Genomic DNA, 22,733 nt, shown 5'->3' with positions numbered 1-22,733 from the left:
AAGCAAAAAGCGGCCCGCAGGCCGCTTTTCACAAGCAATGACAGGTCTTAACCCAGCCACACACGGGCGTTACGGAACAGGCGCAACCACGCACCATCTTCGGTCCACTCAGCGGGGCGCCAGGAGTTGGTAACTGCGCGGGTCACTCGCTCCGGGTGAGGCATCATGATGGTGACGCGGCCATCTGGCGTGGTTAAACCGGTAATGCCCGACGGCGAGCCGTTGGGGTTAGCCGGGTAGCGGGTAGTCACCTGACCGTAGTTATCAATATAACGCAGCGCGATCTGGCTGCTGGACTGCATGGTGCGCAGGTGCGCGGTATCGCGGAACTCGGCGCGGCCTTCACCGTGGGCCACGGCAATCGGCAGCTTGGAGCCTTCCATGCCCGCCAATAGAATCGAGGGGCTCTTTTCTACCCGCACCATAGCGACCCGTGCTTCAAACTGCTCGGACTCATTGCGTACGAACGCCGGCCAGTTTTCAGCGCCGGGAATCAGCGTTTTCAGCTGTGAAAGCATCTGACAGCCGTTACATACGCCTAACGAGAAGCTATCGTCGCGGGTGAAGAACGCGGCAAACTGCTCCCGGGCGCGCTCGTTAAACAGCACCGACTTCGCCCAACCGCCGCCGGCACCCAACACGTCGCCGTAGGAGAAACCGCCACAGGCGACGAGCCCTTTGAACTCATCAAGAGAAACACGGCCTTCCAGGATGTCGCTCATGTGCACATCCACCGCATCAAAGCCCGCTTTGTGGAAGGCCCAGCCCATCTCAACCTGGCCATTAACCCCCTGCTCGCGCAGCACCGCAACCGCAGGTTTTGTGGTGTTAATAAACGGCGCGCTGATATCGTCGTTAATATCGAAGCTGGGCGCGGCACTTAAGCCAGGGTCGCGAGCGTCAAGCAGGTTGTCGAATTCGTTCTTTGCGCACTCAGGATTATCCCGCAGCGCCTGCATACGATAGCTGGTCTCAGTCCAAGTGCGCTGAGTCAGTTGGCGGGTGGTTTCTAATAACGGTTCTTCAAACAGCGTGACCCGTACTTGGTCGTCGTAGCGGGGGCGGGCAATAACGCCGCAGGTCTCAATACCCGCGATGGCAAACTGGGTCAGCACTTCTTCAGTGTCTGCCCGGTTCACCTGAATCACCGCGCCTAGCTCTTCCGAGAACAGCGCGTTAAAGGCTTCCACCGGCTCGTCGATCAGCCAGTCCAATTTAATTTCAAGGCCCGCATGGGCAGCAAAGGCCATTTCCAGCAACGTGACCAGTAGGCCGCCATCGCTGCGATCATGATAGGCCAACAGCTTACCGTCGCGGTTGAGGCCCTGGATTACCTCGAAAAACGCTTTTAGGTCTTCGGGGTCGTCCACATCGGGGCATTCGTTGCCTACTTGGCCATACACCTGCGCCAGCGCCGAGCCGCCCAAGCGGTTTTGGCCATTCCCCAGGTCAATCAGGATCAAGTCAGACTCTTCTTGCTCCACATTGATTTGCGGGGTCAGCGTGGCAAGCGCATCAGTCACCGGCGCAAACCCCGTCACCACCAGGGAGAGCGGTGAAGTGATGCTCTTCTCGTCAGCATCGTCCTGCCAAGCGGTGCGCATGGACATGGAGTCCTTGCCCACGGGTATAGCAATGCCTAGTGCTGGGCAGAGTTCCATACCCACTGCATGCACCGCTTCAAATAGCGCTTGGTTTTCGCCAGGGTGGTCCGCGGCGCTCATCCAGTTAGCCGAGAGCTTAATATCGGATAGCTTGGCAATGGGCGCGGCGGCTAAGTTGGTAATCGCTTCGGCAACGGCCAAACGGGCGCTGGCGGCGGGGTTAATCAGCGCGACCGGTGGGCGCTCGCCCATGGCCATCGCTTCACCGGCATGGGTGTCAAAGCTTGCGGTAGTAACAGCAACATCAGCCACCGGCACCTGCCACGGGCCAACCATCTGGTCACGGGCCACTTGGCCGGTAATGGAGCGGTCGCCAATGGTGATCAAGAAGCTTTTAGAGGCCACCGCAGGCAAACGCAGCACCCGGTCCAGCGCCTCACGTAGGTCCAGGTTGTCGAGCATCACACCGGAAAGCTCAGGCGTTTGACGCTCAAATGTGCGGGTCATCTTGGGGGCTTTGCCAAACAGCACGCTCATCGGTAGATCGACGGGTTTGGTGTCAAAATGACCGTCGCGCACTTCTAGGTGATGATGCTCAAGAGCCTCGCCCACTACCGCGTAGGGGCAGCGCTCGCGCTTACACAGCGCATCGAAAGTAGCTAAATCTTCCGGCGCCACCGCCAGTACATAGCGCTCCTGGGCTTCGTTACACCAAATTTCCAGCGGGCTCATGCCGGGTTCAGCGTTGGGCACCGCGCGCAGGTCAAACAGACCGCCGCGGTTACCATCTTTGACGAGTTCTGGCAGCGCGTTGGAAAGCCCCCCTGCACCTACGTCGTGAATAAAGCGAATGGGGTTTTGAAGACCTAACGCCCAACAGCGGTCGATGACCTCTTGAGCGCGACGCTCGATCTCCGGGTTTTCCCGCTGAACCGAGGCAAAGTCCAAATCGGCACTTGAAACACCTGATGCCATGCTGGACGCCGCACCGCCGCCCAAACCAATCAGCATGGCAGGGCCACCCATGACAATCAGCTTACCGCCAACGGGAATTTCGCCCTTTTGCACGTGCTGCGCGCGAATATTACCGTAGCCACCCGCCAGCATGATCGGCTTGTGGAACCCCCTGCGCTCAATGCCACCTTCACTCAGCGTATCCTGCTCGTAGGTGCGGAAGTAGCCGGTTAGGTTGGGGCGGCCAAACTCGTTATTAAACGCTGCGCCACCGATCGGGCCATCCAGCATAATTTGCAACGCCGACTGCATACGCTCGGGCTTGCCGTAATCAAAGGCTTCCCAAGGCTGCACGAATTCGGGAATACGCAGGTTAGAAACCGTAAAGCCCGAGAGACCCGCTTTGGGCTTACCGCCGATGCCGGTGGCGCCTTCGTCACGAATTTCACCACCTGAGCCTGTCGCTGCCCCTGGAAATGGCGCAATCGCCGTGGGGTGGTTGTGGGTTTCCACCTTCATCAGAATGTGGATCGGCTCTTGGTGAGCATCGTAGCTAGCGCGCTCGCCCTCGGCACCCGTTAGCGGCGTGGGGAAGAAGCGTCCACCGTAGCTGCCCTTAATCACCGCCGCGTTGTCGCTGTAGGCGGAAAGCACGTTATCCGGCGAGGACGCAAAGGTATTCTTAATCATCTTAAACAGCGAATAGGGCTGCGCTTCACCATCAATTACCCAGTCCGCGTTGAAGATTTTATGGCGGCAGTGCTCAGAGTTTGCCTGGGCAAACATCATCAGCTCGACATCGCTTGGGTTGCGGCCAAGCTCAACAAACGCAGCCACTAAGTAGTCAATTTCATCTTCTGCCAGGGCCAGGCCAAGCTCGCGGTTAGCCGTTGCTAAGGCGTCGCGGCCACCGTCTAAAATATCCACACTGCCAAGGGGGGCTGGCGCGTGATGGGCAAACAGTTTGGCGGCGTCGGCGGCATCGTCCAGCACGGTTTCTATCATGCGGTCATGTAGCAGTGCGGCGACTGCCTGCAGGGTGTCAGCGCTGACGTCTCCGCGTAGCCCTACTCGGTAATCAATACCTCGCTCAATGCGGCTAATTTGACCCAGCCCACAGTTATGGGCGATATCGGTTGCTTTAGAGGACCAGGGAGACTGAGTGCCTAAGCGCGGCACCACCAGAAAACGCTGGGCGTTTTCCGGGGCGTCTTGGCTTTCGTGGCTACCGTAGTCGAGCAGCTGAGCTAAACGCTCTTGAGTGGCGTTATCGAGCTCTTCGTGGTGATCAATGAAGTGGACGTAATGGGCGGATAGCGCCTCCACCTCCGGAACACGTTCACGCAACACCGTTAACAGCCGTTCATGGCGGAAGGCAGAAAGGGCGGGTGCGCCTCGCAGTTCGAGCATATCTGGGAGCCTCTAAAGCAGGAAGAGTTCGAGCAGGAAATCACCAGGCCGCAATGCGACCCCTCTTTATGATACCAATAAGTGCCTATGATACTGGAAAGCGTCGGCCACACGAAATCAACAAGGTGACAGCCTCTTAAAGGCTGGGTATCGTGACAGCATGTTTCACGCTGAACTGACGCCATGCTAACGCTGATCTACCGACACTTTGTTACCTCCCTAAGCACCTATAGGGCGTTAGCTATCACTGTTTTACTGGTAATGATTACCCCGCCTTCCTGGGTGCCGCCAAGCGAGCATTTAACCCAGATACAGGCAAAAGACTTTATTACTATTCATACCCGTAATACGCCAACAACCTATTACGAGGGCCGCCAAGGCCCTACCGGGTTTGAGTACGAGTTAATGCAGCGGTTTGCTGACCACCTGGACGTCAGCTTAAATCTAAACGCCAGCCATCATCCCGAAAGCGTACTGCCAGCGGTGCGCGAGCAAGGCGATTTAGGCGCGGCGGGACTGCCGTTACTGCCCGACTCACCAGGCATCCACTACACCCGCCCCATTATTCAGATGCAGCCACTGGTGGTGTATCGACGCGGTCTACACGGAATTGCCCACCCCGAGGATTTAGTCGGCATTGAACTTGGCACGCTTAGCGGCGCAGGCACCAGCCAAGCGCTGTTGGCGCTACAAAGCGACTACCCGGCACTTAGTTGGAAAGAGTCTCATGAGATAGAAGTTGCCGAACTGCTTGCCCAAGTTGAAAACGGCACGCTGGATGCGGCGCTCATTTTTGACCACCAGTTCCGGCTTAACCGGCTGTTTTTTCCTAATGTGGAACGGGGATTTTTTCTCGACGAGCCGCTGTCAATGGCATGGGCAGTGCCCAGCAGTCGAGGCTTGGGGCTGTTGGAAGCCGCCAACCAATTTCTTCAAACGCTCCAAGAGGACGGCACGCTGGAGCAGCTGGTTAACCGCTACTTCGGCCACGATGACTACCTTGAGTACGTGGGAACGCGCACTTTCTTAGCGCACTTAAACGAGCGCCTGCCCTCCTACACCGAGCTTTTTAAACAGGCAGCTCAGGAAACAGGCTTTGATTGGAAACTTCTGGCTGCCGTGGGCTATCAGGAGTCCCATTGGGACCCTGATGCCGTATCACCTACCGGGGTGCGTGGTTTGATGATGCTTACCAACCCAACAGCCAGCGAGATGGGCATTGCCGACCGCACGGACCCAGCACAAAGTATCGACGGCGGCGCACGCTACCTACGCAGCATTAAAGACCGGCTGCCGGAAAGCATTACCGGTGATGACCGGCTCTATATGGCCATGGCGGCTTACAACGTGGGGCTTGGGCATCTTTATGACGCTCGCAGGATCGCAGAAACCCTCGGCGGAGACCCTGATAGCTGGCAAGAGGTACGCACCGCGCTGCCGCTTCTCCAGCAGCGCGAGTGGCACAGCCAAACCCGCCACGGCTATGCCCGTGGCGGCGAGCCGGTCATCTATGTGCGCAACATACGCCGCTATTACGAAATGATTGAGTATGTTGAGCGTAGTCGGCTCCAGTTTTTCCAACTAGGGCAAACGCCTATCAACGATGAGTCGCCGCTATTGTTCGAGCTTGTGCCGCCGCTTAATTGATACGAGGAAGCAGTCTCTATGCCCATTGCACAAGCGGAGCGCTGGCTATCAGTCACTGCAGCCTGCTTTGCTATTACGCTTGTTGTAATGCAACCCAGCGTTAGCTCAATAGCACTCGTGCTGTTAGCGCTAGGCCTGCTATGCGCTCAAAAAGATCGCTGACTATTTGCAAGCCTGCTCAGCTCTGGGACGATTGGCGTTTTGCTACCGGGACTTATCAGCTACCTACTACCGGAAAACTGGGTAACAACGGCCCGCTGGGAAACCCTGGCTGCTTGGATATACCCTGGCAGCGTTGAGCGCTTCCAAGCACCGCTATTCATGACCCTGGCTTTGCAACTGAGCGCATTAGCACTCCTGCTACGCCATCGAGTGCGCTTAGGCGCAGCAGCCATGGCTGTCAGCCTGCCCTTATTTGCTGAGAAACTGTTTACGCAGTTGCCTGCAAACCAAGGGGCCATACAGTGGTACAACGACACTCATGTGTTGGCAGAACATGGAGACTCTACCGACCCAGGCCACTGGGCATACCACTACTCCATTTATTTACTAGATAAGTCACTGACCCTCTCTTATCAACCACGGCGCCAGTACCTGATTAGCCAATTACCTCGACTACCCTCAATCAGCTTAGTCATTGGCTTAATCCTTGCCTATTTACTCTATCTCGTGCTCTAAACGTTTCAGCGCTTAGGACAGCAACATAGCGCAATGCAAAAAAGTAACGCCGCGCTTCAACAAGAGATCAAAAAACACAGCAAGCTACAGCAAGAAATTGAGTGGCTAGCGCGCCATGATGAATTAACCGGCATTGCCAATCGTCGCTATTTTCTGGAACAGATGGAGACTGCCCAAGCGATACGTCCCACTAGCTTAGTCCTGTTTGATATCGACCACTTCCCGAAAATCCAGATATGGCGCGTATGATGCAAGCCGCCGACGAAGCGCTTTACAATGCTAAACACCGCGGGCGCAATCGCATTGAGCGGGGCACGCTTAATGCTCGTGAAGATGTTTAACGCCTATTTATTACCAGAGGACGCTCGCTGCTCGATAAAAAAGCGCTTGAGTAGCTTTTTAGCAGGTGCTGCCAGAACACCGCGCGTCACCGCTACTTGATGATTAAACCAGGGCTGGGCCAGCAAGTTGGCTTTCGATTCCACCATGCCGGAACGCGGCTCCGCCGCGCCGTATACCAAGCGGCTTAAGCGTGCATGCACCATGGCCCCTGCACACATCATGCAGGGTTCTAGCGTCACAAACAGCGTACAGCCTTCCAGACGATAGTTGCCCAGCTGCTGCCCTGCCTCACGCAGAGCACAAATTTCGGCATGGCTACTGGGGTCGCAGCTAGCCACCGGCGCATTTCGACCCACCCCGATAATATCGCCCAGGGCGTCCACCACCACAGCGCCCACCGGCACCTCACCTGCTGCATAGGCCAAATGCGCTTGGTCAAGCGCCCGGTGCATGTAAAATTCATCGCTGCGTATCAAGGCAAACTCCGCTAAGGTAGCAAAACGATCGTTTTAATAATTCGATAGCCGCACTAGGTACGCTTTCGGTCATCGGCGGCACAACAGACAGCACCAAGGACACTGAGCATGAATGATGCGCTGAATACGCTGGTAAGTTTACTAGAGTTGGAGACCCTCGAAGAGACGCTATTCCGAGGCCAAAGCCAAGATTTGGGCTTCCCTCAGCTTTACGGTGGCCAAGTATTAGGCCAAGCACTAGCGGCGGCGGCCCGCACCGTACCCGATGAACGCCGCCCCCACTCCCAGCACGGCTACTTTCTTCGCCCAGGCGACCCCCATCGCCCGGTTGTCTACCAAGTTGATACCATTCGCGATGGCGGCAGCTTCACCACGCGGCGGGTGACGGCGATTCAAAAAGGCCGGCCTATCTTCTTCTGTAGCGCCTCGTTTCAAAGCGAGGAAGAGGGCATCAGCCACCAGCGTGCAATGCCCAAAGTACCTACTCCCGAGGCGCTGATTGAAAGCGGTGATGTTAAGCATGCCCGCTTTCCTGGCCACCCCATTGAATTTTTACACTTACCGGAAAATCCGGATAATGGCGCGCCTGCAGGCCAGTGCCTGTGGTTTCGTTTAGCAGGTGGCACGCTGCCTGACGACCCGGCACTGCACCGCCATCTGCTCTCCTATGCATCTGATTTTAACCTGCTCACCACGGGGTTAATCCCCCACGGCATTAAATACACCGACCCCAAACTGCGCATCGCCAGCCTCGATCATGCGCTATGGCTGCATGAGGATACACGGCTGGACGAATGGCTGCTTTACGTCATTGACTCCCCCTGGGCAGGCGGCGCCCGCGGCTTGGCACGCGGCCATATTTACCAGCGCGATGGCCGCTTAGTGGCGTCTACCGCCCAAGAAGGGCTAACCCGCTACCCGCATAGCTAAAAGCTTTTTACCTCAGTCCCTTTTACATGCCCTAAAACGACTACGCCCGCTGATTAGCGGGCGTAGGCTTAACGCGTATAGCAGCGACTTACGGTTACTTAGTTGCCGTAAACGTCGTTAATGGTTTGCAGCGGGTAGTGAGCCGGGTAAGGCTTACGCGCCACGCCGGATTCAACGGCTGCCTGGGCGACAGCAGAGGAAATACGCGCTAGCAGGCGAACATCCACCGGTGTTGGAATAATGTACTCACGACCAAAGCTCATTTCAGTACGCTCGTAGGCATCCAGCACTTCCTGGGGTACCGGCTCACGGGCCAGGTCTTTCAGGGCGTGCACGGCGGCCAGCTTCATCGCTTCGTTAATGCGCGTAGCGCGTACATCCAAGGCACCGCGGAAGATAAACGGGAAACCCAGCACGTTGTTAACTTGGTTGGGGTAGTCTGAGCGGCCAGTGGCCATAATCACGTCTGGGCGGGCTGCGCGGGCAACGTCTGGATGAATTTCCGGATCAGGATTGGTGCACGCAAAAATAACCGGGTCGGCGGCCATTTTCTTCACCTGATCAGCGGACAGCAGGCCAGGACCAGACAGACCAATAAACACGTCAGCACCGTCAATGGCATCGTCTAGCGTGCGCATATCGGTATCGAGGGCAAACTGCGCCTTATACTCATTGATGCCGTCGCGGTGAGTGTGGATAACTCCACGACGATCAAGCATTACTAGGTTTTCTTTTTTAGCGCCACAAGACACCAACAACCGCATGCAGGCAATGGCGGCAGCACCTGCGCCCATGCAGACGATTCTCACGTTCTCAATCGATTTGCCCGCAATATCCAGAGCATTCAGCATGCCCGCCGCGGTCACAATCGCGGTACCGTGCTGATCATCATGGAAAACAGGAATGTTACAGCGCTCGATCAAGGCCTTTTCGATCTCAAAGCACTCAGGCGCTTTAATATCTTCCAGGTTAATGCCACCCCAGGTATCGGCAATACGGGCAACGGTATCAATAAACGCCTGCGGACTCTCAGCGTCAACTTCGATATCCACCGAGTTAATGCCGGCAAAGCACTTGAACAGTACGCCTTTGCCTTCCATTACCGGCTTACTTGCGAGCGGCCCCAAATTACCCAGACCCAGAATCGCGGTACCGTCGGAAATAACAGCGACGAGGTTCCCTTTACCGGTATAACGGTAAGCATTTTCCGCATCGCGGGCAATTTCACGCACCGGCTCAGCAACACCCGGGCTGTAGGCCAGCGCCAAATCCCGCGCAGTCGCGGTGGGCTTGGTTAACTCCACAGAAAGCTTACCGGGGATCGGTTTAGCGTGATAATCCAAAGCCGCTTGCTTGTTTGCATCCGTCATGGTCAGGGTCCAATTAGCCTAAAATAGTTAAGTCACTTCAGAATATAGAAAAAACCCAAGGGTCTCAAGCGCATAGTCAACCTGACAGAAAAACGGCCGTTTTAGCGATTTTTAACTCACGTTCGTAACTTTTATCCGCCATTTGCTGCAACTTATACATCAAGCCACCAGCCATAAAGGTTTGCTTATTGATGCAGCGCAGCATTTTAAGACTGCTTATAAGAGGTATCTTCACGCTATTATCATTTCGACACCCAACAAAAAACCCACGCCGAAGCGTGGGTTTTTGCGCAAAGCACATAACGTGCCTGCGAAGCGCAAATCCGTTAGGATTAGCCGCGCTTAACAGCAGCGCCAAAGCGCTTGTTGAAGCGCTCTACACGGCCACCAGTGGTCGCTTGCTTCTGCTTACCGGTATAGAACGGGTGGCAGTTGGAGCACACGTCCAGAGAGAAGTCCTGACCAGAGGTAGAACCAACCTGGAAGTTTGCACCGCAAGAACAAGTAGCGGTGACCGTGTTGTAATTCGGGTGGATACCTTGTTTCATCTTGAGCCTCATGAGCTGTATGCCGCCACCTGATCCGTTGCCAGGCACCGCATACGGGTGTGAAAAAACTACTAACCGGTTAGTCGCTCGATCTGACAGATTCGAAGCGGCCACGCATTTTAGCAAACTTAACGCCGGAGGCCAATTGCCCGATTCCGTTTCTTCCCTGGGAGGCTCACAAAAGCCAACTCAAGCCTCCTGCCAGGTGCTTAAAGTTGCCCTACCGTCGCCGTTACGGCGTCTATTTGACTATTTACCCGCCCGCCAGACACCTAAAGTGGGCTGGCAGCCGGGGCTTAGGGTGCGCGTACCGTTTGGCCACCGGGAGGTAGTCGGCGTTGTCGTAGCGCTGGCGAACAGCAGCGAACTGCCTCACTCGCAGCTGCGTGCTATTAGCGACGTACTTGATGACGCGCCACTGCCAAGCGATTGGCAGTGGCTGTGCCACTTTACCGCTCGTTACTACCAGCACAGCCTGGGCGACACCATGCAATTGGCTATGCCCGCCAGGCTACGCCAAGGGCATCCCATGGCAGGGCGAACGCAAACGCTTTGGCTACCCATTGAAACGCCTGATGCATCACCCCTGCAGCGTGCCCCCAAACAAGCCGAGCTTTATGCCTTATTACGTCAGCATCCGCACGGCTTGGCAGCGCGCGCTATCAGCGCCCACGGCTTTACCCGCGACCAGTTATTAGCACTGCAAAAAAAAGGGTTCACCCGCGCCGAAGAGATGATTTTAACCGCCTCCAAACCTACCACTGGCAGCTTACTGGCCTCTCCCTCTCTGCCACTTAATCGCGAACAGGCCACGGCGCTGGCCGTGCTACATGAAAAACTCGATAGCTACCACCCTTGCCTGCTGGAGGGGGTTACCGGCAGCGGCAAAACCGAAATTTATCTACAGCTCATTGAGGCGCTGGCCGCCAAGGGGAAGCAATCCCTGGTGCTGGTGCCCGAAATCGGCCTAACGCCCCAAACCCTGGCGCGCTTTAGAAGCCGTTTTCGCGTGCCCGTGGTGGCGCTGCACTCCGGGCTGACCGACCATGAGCGCCTTGATGTGTGGGAAGCCGCTGCCAATGGCCGCGCGCTGGTCATCATTGGCACCCGCTCAGCAATTTTCACCCCACTTGCTAACCCCGGTGCCATTATTGTCGATGAAGAGCATGATGGTTCTTATAAACAGCATGATGGGCTGCGCTACCACGCCCGCGACCTAGCCGTTGCAAGAGCGCACTACCACAACATTCCGTTGTTGCTGGGCAGTGCCACGCCCTCCTTTGAAAGCTTGCAGCAAGCGCTTTGCGGCACGTATCGCCATTTGCGACTGACCCAGCGCCCCAGTCGTCATCCGCCTGCCAAGCTTGAGCTTATCGACCTACGCCACCAGCGCCGCCAGGGCGGGCTGCTGCCAGGCGCCATTAAAGCCATAAAGAGCACCCTTAATGCGGGCAAGCAGGTATTGGTGTTCATTAATCGTCGCGGCTTTGCCCCCACGCTTGCTTGCCATAGCTGCGGCTGGATGGCCGAATGCGGCCAGTGCGACGCCCGTATGACGCTGCATCGTCAGCCACCGCTGCTGGCCTGCCACCACTGCGATAGCCGTCGCGCCCTGCCAGACGCTTGTCCAGAGTGCGGCAGCGGCGACCTGCGCGCGCTGGGCAGCGGCACCGAGCGTACCGAAGAAACCCTGCAAGGGCTTTTTCCTAAGGTTACCGTTCACCGCATTGATCGCGACAGCACGCGCAAAAAAGAGAGCTTTGAGCAAATACTTAAAGAGATTCAGCGCGGAGAGCCTTGCCTGTTAGTGGGCACCCAGATGCTCGCCAAAGGCCACCACCTGCCCCATGTGACCCTGGTGGTCGTGGTCAATGCGGATGGCGGCCTTTACGCCGCTGACTTCCGCGCTCTGGAGCACAGCGCTCAACTACTGGAACAGGTTGCCGGTCGCGCTGGCCGCGCCGCTCACCCCGGGCGGGTGTTAGTTCAAACCCTGCACCCGGATGACCCGCACTTGGGCCAACTTGCCGAACACGGCTACAGCGCATTGGCACGCAGCCTGCTAGAAGAGCGCCGCATCGCTAAGCTGCCACCGTTCTGCTTTATGGCGCTACTGCGCTTTGAGAGCCCTAAAGAAGAGGCGGCCCGTGCCTTGGCACAGCAGGCCGCCCAAGCACTTCGCCAGTGGTTAAAGGAAGCAGCGCTGCCGGTACGCTGTTTAGGCCCAGTGCCCGCCCCCATGGAGCGGCGCCAAAACCGTTACCACCTTCATATAATGTTGGCCGCAGACAAACGCAGCCAGCGGCACGCCGCTGCCAACTGGTTAGTTCAGTGGCTTGAGGCCAACCGCGAGGCGCGCAAAGTGCGCTGGTCGATCGATATTGACCCGCAAACCCTCGCTTAACAGCGCTGCACCCGGTACCGTCTGCGCTACCCTACTCAGTAATACGGCTTTGAAACTGCGCGCCAATTGCCGATAATGGCCGCTTTGACGCCGCAAAACTGCGCGCATGCACACGCCGCTATCGACGACACCCGGATATTTACATGAAAGACACGATTATTTATTTGCTCGAAGGCGCGGTGACCGCGCTTAAGCACCAAGGCGTGCTGCCCGACGATTTACAGCCAGCCATTAAGGTCGACCCCACCAAAGATAAAGCCCACGGTGACTACGCCACTAACCTGGCGCTGATGCTGGCCAAACCCGCGGGCATGAAACCCCGTGAGCTGGCCGACGTCCTGGTGGCGGCTCTCCCCGCTAGCGACGCGATTCAAAAAACTGAGATTGCAGGCCCAGGGTTCATTAACTTTTTTGCCGCCGCTGATGCCGCGGCGCAAATCGTTGCCCAAGCGCTGGATAGCGGCGACGCCTTTGGCCGCAGCCTGATTGGTAAAGGCGAAAAAGTGCAGGTGGAGTTTGTGTCTGCCAACCCCACGGGCCCGCTGCACGTGGGCCACGGCCGGGGGGCGGCCATTGGCGACTGCCTATGCCGCCTATTAGAAGCCACTGGCTACGATGTGACCCGCGAATTTTACTACAACGACGCTGGCGCCCAGATCAAAAACCTAGCGCTTTCCGTACAGGCACGCGCGAAAGGGCTCGGGCCCGATGACCCCAGCTGGCCGGAAGACGGCTACCGTGGTGAATACATCATCGATGCTGCCAACGACTACATGGCAGGCAAAACAGTGACTGCCGACGACCGTGAAGTCACCGCCAAAGGCGATGCTAACGATCTGAGCGCTATTCAGGATTTCGCCGTTGCCTGGCTGCGCCGGGAGCAGGATCTAGACCTTAAAGCCTTTGGCGTTGAGTTTGACGTCTACTTCTTGGAGTCATCGCTTTATGAAGATGGCAAAGTGGACGCCACCGTCGAAAAGCTGGTCGCCAACGGCCACACTTATGAAGAAGATGGCGCCCTATGGCTGCGCACCACCGACTTTGGCGATGACAAAGACCGTGTAATGCGCAAGCGCGAGGGCGGTTACACCTACTTCCTGCCCGATGTGGCCTACCACCTCAACAAGTGGCAGCGCGGCTTTAAAACCGTGATTAACGAGCAAGGCGCGGACCACCACTCCACCGTGACCCGTGTCCGCGCTGGCCTGCAGGCCCTGGAAGTGGGTATTCCTAAAGGCTGGCCCGACTACGTGCTGCACCAGATGGTCATGGTGACCCGCTCAGGCGTTGAGGTAAAACTCTCCAAACGCGCCGGTAGCTATGTGACGGTGCGCGACCTGATTGATGAAGTAGGCCGCGACGCGACGCGGTTCTTCCTGGCGGCTCGCCGGGCGGATTCGCAGCTGACGTTTGATATTGATTTGGCTCGCTCCCAATCAAACGACAACCCGGTGTACTACATCCAATACGCCCACGCCCGGGTATGCAGCATACTGCGCAAAGCTGAGGATGCAGGCAACCCCTTTGATCATGGCCTCGCCATGGCCAACTTGGCGCTGCTGGATAGCGACCAGGAAAAAGCCGTACTTAACCGTTTGGCTCGCTACCCGGAAGTGGTTGAAAACGCCGCCAAAAACCGCGAACCCCAGCAGGTCGCCCAATACTTGCTGGATTTAGCCGGCGACTTCCACACCTGCTACAACGCGGTCAAAGTCATGGTGGATGACGACACCCTGCGCAATACGCGCTTAGCGCTTGGCCTCGCCACCCGGCAGGTGCTGCGGAACGGGCTTAATCTCATGGGGGTTAGCGCCCCAGAGGAGATGTAAGCTATGGCCAGCCCACGCAAAAAGCCCACCCGCCGCGGCGCCACCTCGCAGCGCAAGTCCACTAACCGCTCCGGCGGTGGGTGGCGTGCTCCCGGCTGGCTTTGGGGGCTGGCAGGGGTGGCCGTTGGTTTTTTCCTAGCGCAGCACCAGCACGGCACCGCTCCTTGGCAAGAGCCGAGCACGACAACGCCCCAGGCCACCGTGCTCCCCAAACCATCCAGTAGCGATGAACGCAGCGCTGCGCGCCAAACAGAGAGCGCGGCAGAACCCTCAATGCCCACCTTTGAGTTCTATACGCTGCTGCCTGAAACCGAGGTTATCGCGCCTGGCGTCACACTGCCCTCTACGGTTACCCGGCCAGAAGTCGCCGAACAGCCAGCCGAAAGCTCCGCGGATAGCAGTCCTGGCGACGACCCGATTGCCCAGGTCATTGCAGCCAACATGCGTCCGGAGGAACAAATCACCGCGACCCAACAAGCGCCCGCCAGCCCCAGCACGCCCAATCGCTACGTACTGCAGGCCGCTTCGTTCCGTGAGCTTAGCGACGCCGAGCAGCTGCGCAGCCGCCTTCGTAACTTGAGCCTGCTTGCGCAAATTAGCGAAGTGCAGGCCGGGGGCGACACATGGCACCGCGTTCAAGTGGGCCCCTATGAAGATACCCGGGAGCTGAACCGTGCCCAGGATCTTATGAGCACCCAAGGTATAGAGCCGCTGCTGATTCAGCTGCAAAACTAGCAAGCCGATCACCTAGAGACGGCCCAAACACGCTTTATCTACCGGCTTTATTGTGCGGGCGGTTGATTTTTTATCAGCCGCCCGCATTTTGTTGGGAATCGCTTTTTTTGCGGCCGCTGTAGTCGGCCCATCAGTCATCGGGAGCACGCCTCCCCCCAAGGAGTTATCTCCATGACCACGATTGTTTCCGTACGCCGCGGTAACCACGTTGCCCTCGCAGGCGACGGCCAGGTCTCACTGGGTAATACCGTGATGAAAGGCAATGCTAGTAAAGTACGCCGCCTCTACCGTGGCAAAGTGCTGGCAGGTTTTGCCGGTGGCACCGCTGATGCATTTACCCTGTTTGAGCGTTTTGAAGCACAGTTAGAAAAGTACCAAGGCCACCTCACCAAAGCCGCCGTTGAGCTTGCCAAAGATTGGCGCACCGACCGCGCACTGCGCCGCCTTGAAGCACTGTTGGCCGTCGCCGACCACAGCGCCTCGCTGATCATTACCGGCAACGGCGATGTCGTCGAACCTGAGCGCGGCATTATTGCGATTGGCTCTGGCGGTAACTATGCCCAGGCCAGCGCCCGAGCGCTGCTCGAAAACACCGAGCTTTCCGCCCGCGACATTACCGAGAAATCCCTGCAAATCGCCGGTGACATCTGCGTATTTACCAATCACCACGTGACGCTTGAAGAGCTGAACATCAACGACCGTTGAGGCCAACTTTATGACCCAGATGACACCCCGCGAAATTGTTCACGCCCTGGATCAATATATTATTGGTCAGCAAGACGCTAAACGCGCCGTCGCCATTGCTCTGCGTAACCGCTGGCGTCGCATGCAGCTCGATGACGACCTGCGCCCTGAAGTCACGCCAAAAAACATATTGATGATTGGCCCCACCGGCGTAGGTAAAACCGAAATTGCCCGCCGCTTGGCCAAACTCGCCCGTGCACCGTTTATTAAAGTTGAAGCCACCAAATTTACCGAAGTGGGCTACGTCGGCCGCGACGTTGAATCGATAATCCGCGACTTAATGGAAGCCGCCATTAAAATGGTGCGCGAGCACGCCAAAGAAGAAGTGGGACACCGCGCCGAAGACGCCGCGGAGGATCGCGTGCTAGACGCCCTTCTACCGCCTCCCCGCGGTCAAGAGGATAAGCCTCGCGAGGATAACGGCACGCGTCAAGTCTTCCGTAAAAAGCTGCGCGAAGGCCAGCTTGACGACAAAGAGATCGATATTGAGGTCTCCTCCCAGGGCCAGGGCATCGACATCATGACCCCGCCGGGAATGGAAGAGATGACCAGCCAGCTGCAGAGCCTTTTCTCCAATATGGGCCAGCAAAAACGCGAGCAGCGCCGTGTGAAGGTGAAAGAAGCGCTGGTGCTGCTGCGCGATGAAGAAGCGGGCAAGCTAGTCAATGAAGAAGAGATCAAAGCCCGCGCTGTTGAAGCTGTTGAGCAGCACGGCATTGTGTTCCTAGATGAGATCGACAAGGTCGCTAAAGGCAGCGGCCAGTCCAGCGGTGGCGAAGTCTCCCGCGAAGGGGTACAGCGCGACCTACTGCCGCTGATTGAGGGCTCTACCGTATCCACCAAGTATGGCATGGTGAAAACCGACCACATACTGTTCATCGCCTCCGGCGCCTTCCACCTGTCGCGCCCCTCGGACCTGATTCCTGAGCTGCAGGGCCGTCTGCCGATTCGCGTTGAGTTAGACGCCCTAACACCGGGCGACTTCCAGCGGATTCTCACCGAGCCATCCGCTTCTCTCACCAAGCAGTATCAGGCACTACTGGCGACGGAAGGGCTGGATATCGAGTTCACGCCAGACGGTATCGAACGTATTGCCGAGATCTCCTGGCAGGTCAACGAAGGCACCGAAAACATCGGCGCTCGCCGCCTGCACACAGTGCTAGAGCGCTTGCTGGAGGAAGCCTCGTTTAAAGGCGGTGATATGGATAGCCCCCTGGTTATCGATGCTGATTACGTCAACGCCCAACTGGGTGAACTGGCGGTGGACGAAGACCTGTCGCGCTATATTTTGTAATCCGTAACTGAGCACGCCTGGTAGGCGCCATCATCATCGCTGCTTGAGCAAGTGCGCAACGGCCAAGCAGCGGTCATGATGTCCACCACCGACGCCGTAAAGAGGTAATGTCATCCATGAACGCTCCCACCCCCACCCGGGTTCACTACCATAAGCAGGCCCGCGAGCTGGAACTTGGTTACGCCAACGGCGACAGCTACCGCCTGCCGGTCGAGTTTTTGCGGGTTTACTCTCCCTCTGCCGAGGTGCGCGGCCACGGCGGCGATACGGCAGTGCTTCAAGTCGGCAAAAAAGATGTCGGCCTACAAAATATTACCCAAGCGGGTAATTACGCGTTGAAGCTACACTTTGACGATGGACATGATAGCGGCCTGTACAGCTGGAACTACCTGTTTGATCTTGCCCAGCACCAGGATGCCTACTGGCAGAACTATCTCCAACGGTTAGAAGAGGCAGGCGCCTCACGGGAACCAGCCAGCATTCAATTTAAACAGCTGTGACGCTGCGCCCCAGGTGAAGCACAGACAAATTGGGGCAGAGAAGGCTACAATATCGCCAACCTTTTTAATGCGACGACCTCCAGGTCGATTATTACCGCCTCGAACTCGGGAGCTACAGCCCCATGAGCCCCACGGATAAACGCACTACCCATTTCGGTTACCAAGAAGTTCCCGTTGACGAGAAAGCCGCTCGGGTAGCTGATGTATTCCACTCAGTCGCTGCTCGCTACGACGTTATGAATGACCTCATGTCCATGGGCATTCACCGCGTTTGGAAGCGACTCACCATTGAGCGCGCTGGCGTTCGCCCTGGCCACCAGGTGTTAGACATTGCTGGCGGCACCGGTGATCTAACGCTTAAGTTTTCACGCTTGGTCGGCCCCAGTGGCAAAGTGGTGCTTGCTGACATCAACGCGTCCATGTTGAAAGTAGGCCGAGACAAGCTGATGGATAACGGCGTAGGCGGCAACGTTGAGTACGTTCAGGCTAACGCCGAGTGCCTGCCGTTTCCCGACAATAGCTTCGACTGCATCACTATCGCCTTCGGCCTACGCAACGTTACCGATAAAGACGCCGCGCTGCGCTCCATGGCCCGGGTGCTAAAACCCGGTGGCCGGCTGTTGGTGCTTGAATTTTCAAAGCCCGATAACCCGCTACTGTCCAAAGCCTACGACGAGTACTCCTTCCGTCTGCTGCCCAAAATGGGTGAGCTAGTGGCGGGCGATGGCGAAAGCTATCGCTATCTGGCGGAGTCTATTCGTATGCACCCTGACCAAGAAACGCTGAAAGGGATGATGGAAACCGCAGGCCTTGAACGGGTTGAATATACCAACCTGACCGGCGGCATCGTTGCCCTTCACCGTGGCATCAAACTATGAAGTCACTGTAAACCATGACGTTACTGAACAAGAGGTCAGCATGCTGGTAACCCCGACCCTACTGCTGGCCGGATGTGAACGCACGTTGAACGCCCTCCTCGCCCGTGACCCGGCAGCCCCTACCCGGCTGGCTCAACTTGCGGGCAGCCGTTTGTTGGTGAGGCTGGAAAAGCCTCATCTGCAGCTGGTGCTTCACTACCACCATGCCGGTATCGACCTGCTACGGGGTGACGAGCTGGATGAGACAGACGTAGACGCCATTGTCGAGCTTACCCCGGAAACCCTTTCAGAGTGGCTTAGCGGCGCCTCTGTCGAGCGGCTGATGTTTGATGGCAAACTCTCCGTGCGTGGCCGCATTCATTTGGTAGAAGCTACCCGTGACCTGCTGCTTGACCTGGATATCGACTGGGAAGGTGAGTTAGCCCGTTGGCTAGGCGACCTACCGGCTCACTCCCTGGCTGAAGGCATACGTCGCGCCGCCCGCTGGGGGCTACGGGCCAAAGACGAGCTACTTCAAGATGTGTCGGAATACGTATTTGAAGAAGCCCGCCTATTGCCTGGCCGCCAGCAGCGCAGCGTGCTACGCGACCATTTAACCGAACTTGAGGTGGCTACCGACCGCCTGGAGGCGCGGCTTAATCGCCTTCAGCGCCGCCTAAGCCAGCTGGCGCCACCGCCGTCATCAAGCGCGCCCGTAAACACCAAGGAGCAGCGCCCATGAGCCTGCGGCTGTTCAAAATTGTCTGGGTAATTACCCGCCACCGCCTAGACACCTTGATTCCCATTGAACGCCTGCCGCTGTGGCTACGCACGCTGATGTGGTTCTCCCCACTGCGTTTAGTGCCCGTTGGTCAGCGCTCTAGAGGCGAACGGTTAAGGCTGGCGCTTGAAGCACTAGGGCCAATTTTTATTAAATTTGGCCAGATGCTCTCCACGCGGCGGGACCTGCTGCCCGAGGACGTCGCCGATGAGCTAAAGCGACTTCAAGACCAAGTGCCTCCCTTCCCCGGCGAAAAGGCCGCAGCAAGGGTGGAGAAAGCGCTGGATATGTCGCTGACCGAAGCGTTTGCGGCATTTGATCGGGCGCCGCTGGCCTCCGCGTCGATTGCGCAAGTACACGCAGCCACGCTACACACCGGCGAAGACGTGGTGGTGAAAATTATCCGCCCCGGCATCGACCGTATTATGCGCCAGGATATGGCGCTGATGTATCAGGTCGCCAAGCTGTTCGCTAAAGTGCCCGAAGCCAAGCGCCTACGCCCGGTGGAAGTCATCCGCGACTATGAAGCCACGCTGTTTGACGAACTCGACCTCTACAAAGAAGCCGCCAACACCTCACAGCTAAAGCGCAATTTTAAAGATTCGCCGCTGCTGTTTGTGCCTACCATCTATTGGCCCTTCACCCGTCGGCATGTCATGGTGCAAGAGCGAATCCGTGGCGTACCGGTTGCCGACCTAGAGACACTTAGAGCCCAAGGTACCAATCTAAAAAAACTCGCCGAACGTGGCGTAGAGCTATTTTTTACCCAAGTGTTCCGCGATAATTTTTTCCACGCTGACATGCACCCCGGCAATATTTTTGTTAACTGTGACAACCCCGAGGATCCGCAATATATTGCCATCGACTGCGGCATTGTGGGCAGCTTAACCCGGGAAGACCAAGACTACCTGGCGCGAAATCTCCTGGCGTTTTTTCACCAGGATTACTATGAAGTCGCCGCCCTTCATATTGAGTCCGGCTGGGTGGGCGAAAACACTCGCGCCAATGAGTTTGCCGCCGCCATTCGTACCGTTTGCGAACCTATTCTTGAGAAGCCGCTAAAGGACATCTCGTTTGGGCAGGTGCTTTTGGGGCTGTTCCAAACCGCCCGACGTTTTAATATGGAAGTTCAGCCCCAACTGGTGCTACTGCAGAAAACGCTGCTTAACATCGAAGGGCTGGGCCGCCAGCTTTATCCTGACCTGGATTTATGGAGCACCGCAAAGCCCTACCTTGAGCAGTGGATGAAAGACCGTGCAGGCGTAAGCGGCCTTTGGGAGTCGTTAAAGCGACAAGCGCCAGAGCTTTCCCACCAACTGCCGGAGCTACCGGTATTAGCCCACCAAGCGCTAAGCCGTATGGAGCATGAGCACCGCCAGCGTCATCAACAGGTCAGCACTCTGAGTAACATGCACAGCCAGTTAACACGCCAAGGTAAACGCCAGTACCGGCTACGGGTGGGTTTGATTCTGGTGGCAATTGCCTTAGCGTGGCAACCGCTTAGCAGCTGGGCTGCCACCCAAGAGTGGCCCGTATTAGCCGCAGCTGGCCTAGGGCTACTGCTGCTGTTGTGGCAGTAAAACCCGCCGGCCAGCGAGACTAAAATGCCCTGCCGATTCAACAAGGAACACCATGAGCACAACCGCTAACCAAACGCCCGTATTGGACGCTTTAGCCGAGGTATTGAAGCAGCGCCGCCATGCGTCAGCAGAAGATTCTTATGTTGCCTCCTTGCATCATAAGGGTTTGAACAAGATACTCGAAAAAGTTGGCGAAGAAGCGACTGAAACGCTGCTCGCAGCAAAAGATGCCGAACACGGTGGCGAGCAAGCACGTAAAGCGTTGATCGCTGAAACCGCCGACCTGTGGTTTCATAGCCTGGTGATGCTGTCGCACTTAGACCTGGATCACCAGTGCGTACTCGATGAGCTAGCAAAGCGGTTGGGTATTTCTGGTCACGACGAAAAAGCGTCTCGCACACAACGTTAACCTGCACCGATGAGGAAATGCATATGTTAGGTGGTATCAGTATTTGGCAGCTGCTGATTGTTCTGGGCATTATTATCCTGATTTTCGGCACTAAAAAGCTGCGTAATGTGGGCACCGACCTAGGTGGTGCAGTCAAAGGCTTCAAAAAAGCGATGCACGAAGAAGAGAAAGACGGCGAGAAAAAAGACGCTGATCAGCCCCAGGCAAAGGTAAGCCATGAAGAGGCTGGCAACACTTACGATGTGCAGGCCGAAGAGAAGCGTGCGGCACAAGCGGAAGAGAGCCGCCCTGTAGACAGCAACCAAGAGCGCAAATAACCCATGCTGGATATCGGCTTCCTTGAACTCATGCTTATTGGCATCGTCTCGCTGCTGGTTCTCGGTCCTGAGCGCTTGCCAAAAGCGGCGCGTACTGCGGGTATGTGGATTGGCAAGATCAAGCGAACGGTATCCGGTATGCAGCGTGAAATTAGCGCCCAGCTGGAAGCAGAAGAGCTGCGCCAAAAGCTTAACGAGCAGCAAAAAAGGCTCGATGACAGCTTAACGAAAGTGAAGCAGGACGTTGAGAGCATTGCCGACTCATCCCCGGCCAACACCTCAACGCCCGCCGCGCAGCATGAAACTGAACAGCGAGTCGCCAGCGCCAGCGCCCGGTTAGACGACGCCCTACAAACGGTACGCGAGGATGCTAATAGCACGGATCTTCACACCGCCGACCTTGAAAAGGCTGATCTTAAAAAGGCCGATGTTAAAAAGGATAGCAATCACCAATGAGCATGTCTGGCGATTCACAGGAGCCGCGTAACGAGCAAAGCCAAGCCCCGCTTATTGAGCACCTAATAGAGCTGCGAACGCGCCTCATAAAATCCGTGGTCGTCATTCTGGTGATCTTCCTCGGTCTTTATGCCTTTGCTAATGATATTTATACCTTTGTTGCCGATCCATTAATGGCCCTGCTACCTGAAGGGTCACAGATGATTGCTACCGAGGTAGCCTCTCCTTTCCTTGCCCCCTTTAAGCTGACCTTAGTGGTCGCTGTGTTTATCGCTATCCCCTTTGTGCTCCACCAGGCGTGGGCGTTTGTGGCGCCGGGGCTATACGATAATGAAAAAGCGCTGGCGATTCCTATTTTGGTGTCTAGCGTTGCGCTGTTTTACGCTGGCGCGGCATTTGCTTATTACGTGGTGTTTCCGCTGCTGTTTGAGTTCTTCACCCAAACAGGTCCAGAAAATGTCGCGGTAATGACCGACATTAATCAGTACCTTAACTTTGTGCTGAAGCTATTTTTTGCGTTTGGTGTCGCTTTTGAAATCCCCATTGCCACCTTTTTGCTGATTCTTTCAGGCGCTACCACTGTTGAAAGTCTCTCCAAAAAACGGCCCTATATTGTGTTGGGCTGCTTTGTCGTGGGGATGCTATTAACGCCCCCCGATATTATTTCCCAGAGCCTTCTCGCAATCCCCATGTACCTGCTCTATGAAGTGGGGCTGCTGTTTGGCCGCCTAGTGCGCAAGCGCAAGACCGAAGCTGCCGATGAAGAGAACGAATAGCGGCTAACTACCCATAAGCGCTCACTAAAAAACCCCTGCCATCTTAGATGGCAGGGGTTTTTTGCTCTATTTACTCAACCGCGGCGAGCGTT

21 protein-coding genes are annotated in these 22,733 nt (G+C 56.7%); 17 read left to right on the top strand and 4 right to left on the bottom strand.

Translation table 11 applies throughout. The annotated features are described in order from the left end of the window. Nucleotides 1-47 precede the first annotated feature (47 nt). Nucleotides 48-3,968: a phosphoribosylformylglycinamidine synthase gene (locus BB497_06705; protein ID AVI62418.1), complete on the bottom strand. Its 3,921-nt coding sequence runs from the start codon at nt 3,966-3,968 to the stop codon at nt 48-50. 183 nt (nt 3,969-4,151) lie between these two features. On the opposite strand from BB497_06705, the gene BB497_06700 reads away from it, so the two are divergent. The 3 genes from BB497_06700 (at nt 4,152) to BB497_06690 (ending at nt 6,542) form a co-directional block, all read left to right on the top strand. After that, nucleotides 4,152-5,615, top strand: a complete 1,464-nt coding sequence (locus BB497_06700) for a lytic transglycosylase F (protein AVI62417.1) — start codon at nt 4,152-4,154, stop codon at nt 5,613-5,615. A 201-nt stretch (nt 5,616-5,816) separates the two neighbouring features. Next, on the top strand, nt 5,817-6,293 hold the full coding sequence (locus BB497_06695) for a hypothetical protein (protein ID AVI62416.1): 477 nt from the start codon (nt 5,817-5,819) through the stop codon (nt 6,291-6,293). A 33-nt stretch (nt 6,294-6,326) separates the two neighbouring features. Next, a complete protein-coding gene (locus tag BB497_06690) occupies nt 6,327-6,542 on the top strand; it encodes a hypothetical protein (GenBank protein AVI62415.1) in 216 nt (71 codons plus the stop codon). 95 nt (nt 6,543-6,637) lie between these two features. On the opposite strand, the gene BB497_06685 is transcribed toward BB497_06690, so the two are convergent. Beyond that, nucleotides 6,638-7,087 (bottom strand): tRNA-specific adenosine deaminase, encoded by a 450-nt coding sequence (locus BB497_06685; GenBank protein AVI62414.1) that lies wholly within the window; start codon nt 7,085-7,087, stop codon nt 6,638-6,640. A 132-nt stretch (nt 7,088-7,219) separates the two neighbouring features. On the opposite strand from BB497_06685, the gene BB497_06680 reads away from it, so the two are divergent. After that, nucleotides 7,220-8,041, top strand: a complete 822-nt coding sequence (locus BB497_06680) for an acyl-CoA thioesterase II (protein AVI62413.1) — start codon at nt 7,220-7,222, stop codon at nt 8,039-8,041. 98 nt (nt 8,042-8,139) lie between these two features. Here the strand turns inward: BB497_06680 and BB497_06675 are convergent, their stop codons facing one another. After that, a complete protein-coding gene (locus BB497_06675; GenBank protein ID AVI62412.1) occupies nt 8,140-9,411 on the bottom strand; it encodes a malate dehydrogenase in 1,272 nt (423 codons plus the stop codon). 332 nt (nt 9,412-9,743) lie between these two features. Beyond that, nucleotides 9,744-9,959 (bottom strand): 50S ribosomal protein L31, encoded by a 216-nt coding sequence (locus BB497_06670; protein ID AVI62411.1) that lies wholly within the window; start codon nt 9,957-9,959, stop codon nt 9,744-9,746. A 19-nt stretch (nt 9,960-9,978) separates the two neighbouring features. Between BB497_06670 and BB497_06665 the strand changes: the two genes are divergently transcribed. From BB497_06665 to BB497_06605, 13 genes are all read left to right on the top strand, one after another. Beyond that, entirely contained in the window at nt 9,979-12,363 is a 2,385-nt protein-coding gene (locus tag BB497_06665; GenBank protein AVI62410.1) for a primosomal protein N', read from the top strand. Nucleotides 12,364-12,506: 143 nt separating this feature from the next. After that, a complete protein-coding gene (locus BB497_06660) occupies nt 12,507-14,192 on the top strand; it encodes an arginine--tRNA ligase (protein AVI62409.1) in 1,686 nt (561 codons plus the stop codon). A 3-nt stretch (nt 14,193-14,195) separates the two neighbouring features. Beyond that, nucleotides 14,196-14,927 carry a sporulation protein gene (locus BB497_06655; protein ID AVI62408.1) on the top strand — a complete coding sequence of 244 codons (732 nt, stop codon included), beginning with the start codon at nt 14,196-14,198 and terminating at the stop codon, nt 14,925-14,927. Nucleotides 14,928-15,098: 171 nt separating this feature from the next. Next, nucleotides 15,099-15,632 (top strand): HslU--HslV peptidase proteolytic subunit, encoded by a 534-nt coding sequence (locus BB497_06650; protein AVI62407.1) that lies wholly within the window; start codon nt 15,099-15,101, stop codon nt 15,630-15,632. A gap of 10 nt (nt 15,633-15,642) precedes the next feature. Next, on the top strand, nt 15,643-16,965 hold the full coding sequence (locus BB497_06645; protein ID AVI62406.1) for an HslU--HslV peptidase ATPase subunit: 1,323 nt from the start codon (nt 15,643-15,645) through the stop codon (nt 16,963-16,965). 116 nt (nt 16,966-17,081) lie between these two features. Then, on the top strand, nt 17,082-17,465 hold the full coding sequence (locus tag BB497_06640) for a 1-(5-phosphoribosyl)-5-((5-phosphoribosylamino)methylideneamino)imidazole-4-carboxamide isomerase (protein ID AVI62405.1): 384 nt from the start codon (nt 17,082-17,084) through the stop codon (nt 17,463-17,465). 122 nt (nt 17,466-17,587) lie between these two features. Then, nucleotides 17,588-18,343, top strand: a complete 756-nt coding sequence (locus BB497_06635; protein AVI62404.1) for a bifunctional demethylmenaquinone methyltransferase/2-methoxy-6-polyprenyl-1,4-benzoquinol methylase — start codon at nt 17,588-17,590, stop codon at nt 18,341-18,343. Nucleotides 18,344-18,383: 40 nt separating this feature from the next. After that, nucleotides 18,384-19,064: a hypothetical protein gene (locus BB497_06630; protein AVI62403.1), complete on the top strand. Its 681-nt coding sequence runs from the start codon at nt 18,384-18,386 to the stop codon at nt 19,062-19,064. Then, nucleotides 19,061-20,683, top strand: a complete 1,623-nt coding sequence (locus BB497_06625; GenBank protein AVI62402.1) for a ubiquinone biosynthesis regulatory protein kinase UbiB — start codon at nt 19,061-19,063, stop codon at nt 20,681-20,683. Before BB497_06630 ends, BB497_06625 begins: the two co-directional genes overlap by 4 nt. A gap of 52 nt (nt 20,684-20,735) precedes the next feature. After that, entirely contained in the window at nt 20,736-21,092 is a 357-nt protein-coding gene (locus BB497_06620; protein ID AVI62401.1) for a phosphoribosyl-ATP diphosphatase, read from the top strand. A 23-nt stretch (nt 21,093-21,115) separates the two neighbouring features. Continuing rightward, on the top strand, nt 21,116-21,409 hold the full coding sequence (locus tag BB497_06615; protein ID AVI62400.1) for a preprotein translocase subunit TatA: 294 nt from the start codon (nt 21,116-21,118) through the stop codon (nt 21,407-21,409). 3 nt (nt 21,410-21,412) lie between these two features. Then, complete coding sequence (locus BB497_06610; protein ID AVI62399.1) at nt 21,413-21,865, top strand: twin arginine-targeting protein translocase TatB; 453 nt, start codon at nt 21,413-21,415, stop codon at nt 21,863-21,865. Continuing rightward, complete coding sequence (locus BB497_06605) at nt 21,862-22,641, top strand: twin arginine-targeting protein translocase TatC (GenBank protein ID AVI62398.1); 780 nt, start codon at nt 21,862-21,864, stop codon at nt 22,639-22,641. The genes BB497_06610 and BB497_06605 overlap by 4 nt, the downstream gene beginning before the upstream one ends. The last annotated feature ends 92 nt before the right edge of the window (nt 22,642-22,733 follow it).

Origin of the sequence: Halomonas sp. GFAJ-1 (assembly GCA_002966495.1) — a bacterium.
Taxonomy (GTDB): Bacteria; Pseudomonadota; Gammaproteobacteria; order Pseudomonadales; family Halomonadaceae; genus Vreelandella.
Note: the sequence above shows the minus strand (reverse complement) of the source record. Positions and strands in the feature narration are given on the sequence as shown.

What these genes read in the sequence shown, in the direction of transcription:
- BB497_06705 (AVI62418.1), bottom strand. Translation starts at nt 3,968, where the DNA reads ATGCTCGAACTGCGAGGCGCACCCGCCCTTTCTGCCTTCCGCCATGAA.
- BB497_06700 (AVI62417.1), top strand. Translation starts at nt 4,152, where the DNA reads ATGCTAACGCTGATCTACCGACACTTTGTTACCTCCCTAAGCACCTAT.
- BB497_06690 (AVI62415.1), top strand. Translation starts at nt 6,327, where the DNA reads ATGCAAAAAAGTAACGCCGCGCTTCAACAAGAGATCAAAAAACACAGC.
- BB497_06685 (AVI62414.1), bottom strand. Translation starts at nt 7,087, where the DNA reads ATGCACCGGGCGCTTGACCAAGCGCATTTGGCCTATGCAGCAGGTGAG.
- BB497_06680 (AVI62413.1), top strand. Translation starts at nt 7,220, where the DNA reads ATGAATGATGCGCTGAATACGCTGGTAAGTTTACTAGAGTTGGAGACC.
- BB497_06675 (AVI62412.1), bottom strand. Translation starts at nt 9,411, where the DNA reads ATGACGGATGCAAACAAGCAAGCGGCTTTGGATTATCACGCTAAACCG.
- BB497_06670 (AVI62411.1), bottom strand. Translation starts at nt 9,959, where the DNA reads ATGAAACAAGGTATCCACCCGAATTACAACACGGTCACCGCTACTTGT.
- BB497_06665 (AVI62410.1), top strand. Translation starts at nt 9,979, where the DNA reads ATGCCGCCACCTGATCCGTTGCCAGGCACCGCATACGGGTGTGAAAAA.
- BB497_06660 (AVI62409.1), top strand. Translation starts at nt 12,507, where the DNA reads ATGAAAGACACGATTATTTATTTGCTCGAAGGCGCGGTGACCGCGCTT.
- BB497_06655 (AVI62408.1), top strand. Translation starts at nt 14,196, where the DNA reads ATGGCCAGCCCACGCAAAAAGCCCACCCGCCGCGGCGCCACCTCGCAG.
- BB497_06650 (AVI62407.1), top strand. Translation starts at nt 15,099, where the DNA reads ATGACCACGATTGTTTCCGTACGCCGCGGTAACCACGTTGCCCTCGCA.
- BB497_06645 (AVI62406.1), top strand. Translation starts at nt 15,643, where the DNA reads ATGACCCAGATGACACCCCGCGAAATTGTTCACGCCCTGGATCAATAT.
- BB497_06640 (AVI62405.1), top strand. Translation starts at nt 17,082, where the DNA reads ATGAACGCTCCCACCCCCACCCGGGTTCACTACCATAAGCAGGCCCGC.
- BB497_06635 (AVI62404.1), top strand. Translation starts at nt 17,588, where the DNA reads ATGAGCCCCACGGATAAACGCACTACCCATTTCGGTTACCAAGAAGTT.
- BB497_06630 (AVI62403.1), top strand. Translation starts at nt 18,384, where the DNA reads ATGCTGGTAACCCCGACCCTACTGCTGGCCGGATGTGAACGCACGTTG.
- BB497_06625 (AVI62402.1), top strand. Translation starts at nt 19,061, where the DNA reads ATGAGCCTGCGGCTGTTCAAAATTGTCTGGGTAATTACCCGCCACCGC.
- BB497_06620 (AVI62401.1), top strand. Translation starts at nt 20,736, where the DNA reads ATGAGCACAACCGCTAACCAAACGCCCGTATTGGACGCTTTAGCCGAG.
- BB497_06615 (AVI62400.1), top strand. Translation starts at nt 21,116, where the DNA reads ATGTTAGGTGGTATCAGTATTTGGCAGCTGCTGATTGTTCTGGGCATT.
- BB497_06610 (AVI62399.1), top strand. Translation starts at nt 21,413, where the DNA reads ATGCTGGATATCGGCTTCCTTGAACTCATGCTTATTGGCATCGTCTCG.
- BB497_06605 (AVI62398.1), top strand. Translation starts at nt 21,862, where the DNA reads ATGAGCATGTCTGGCGATTCACAGGAGCCGCGTAACGAGCAAAGCCAA.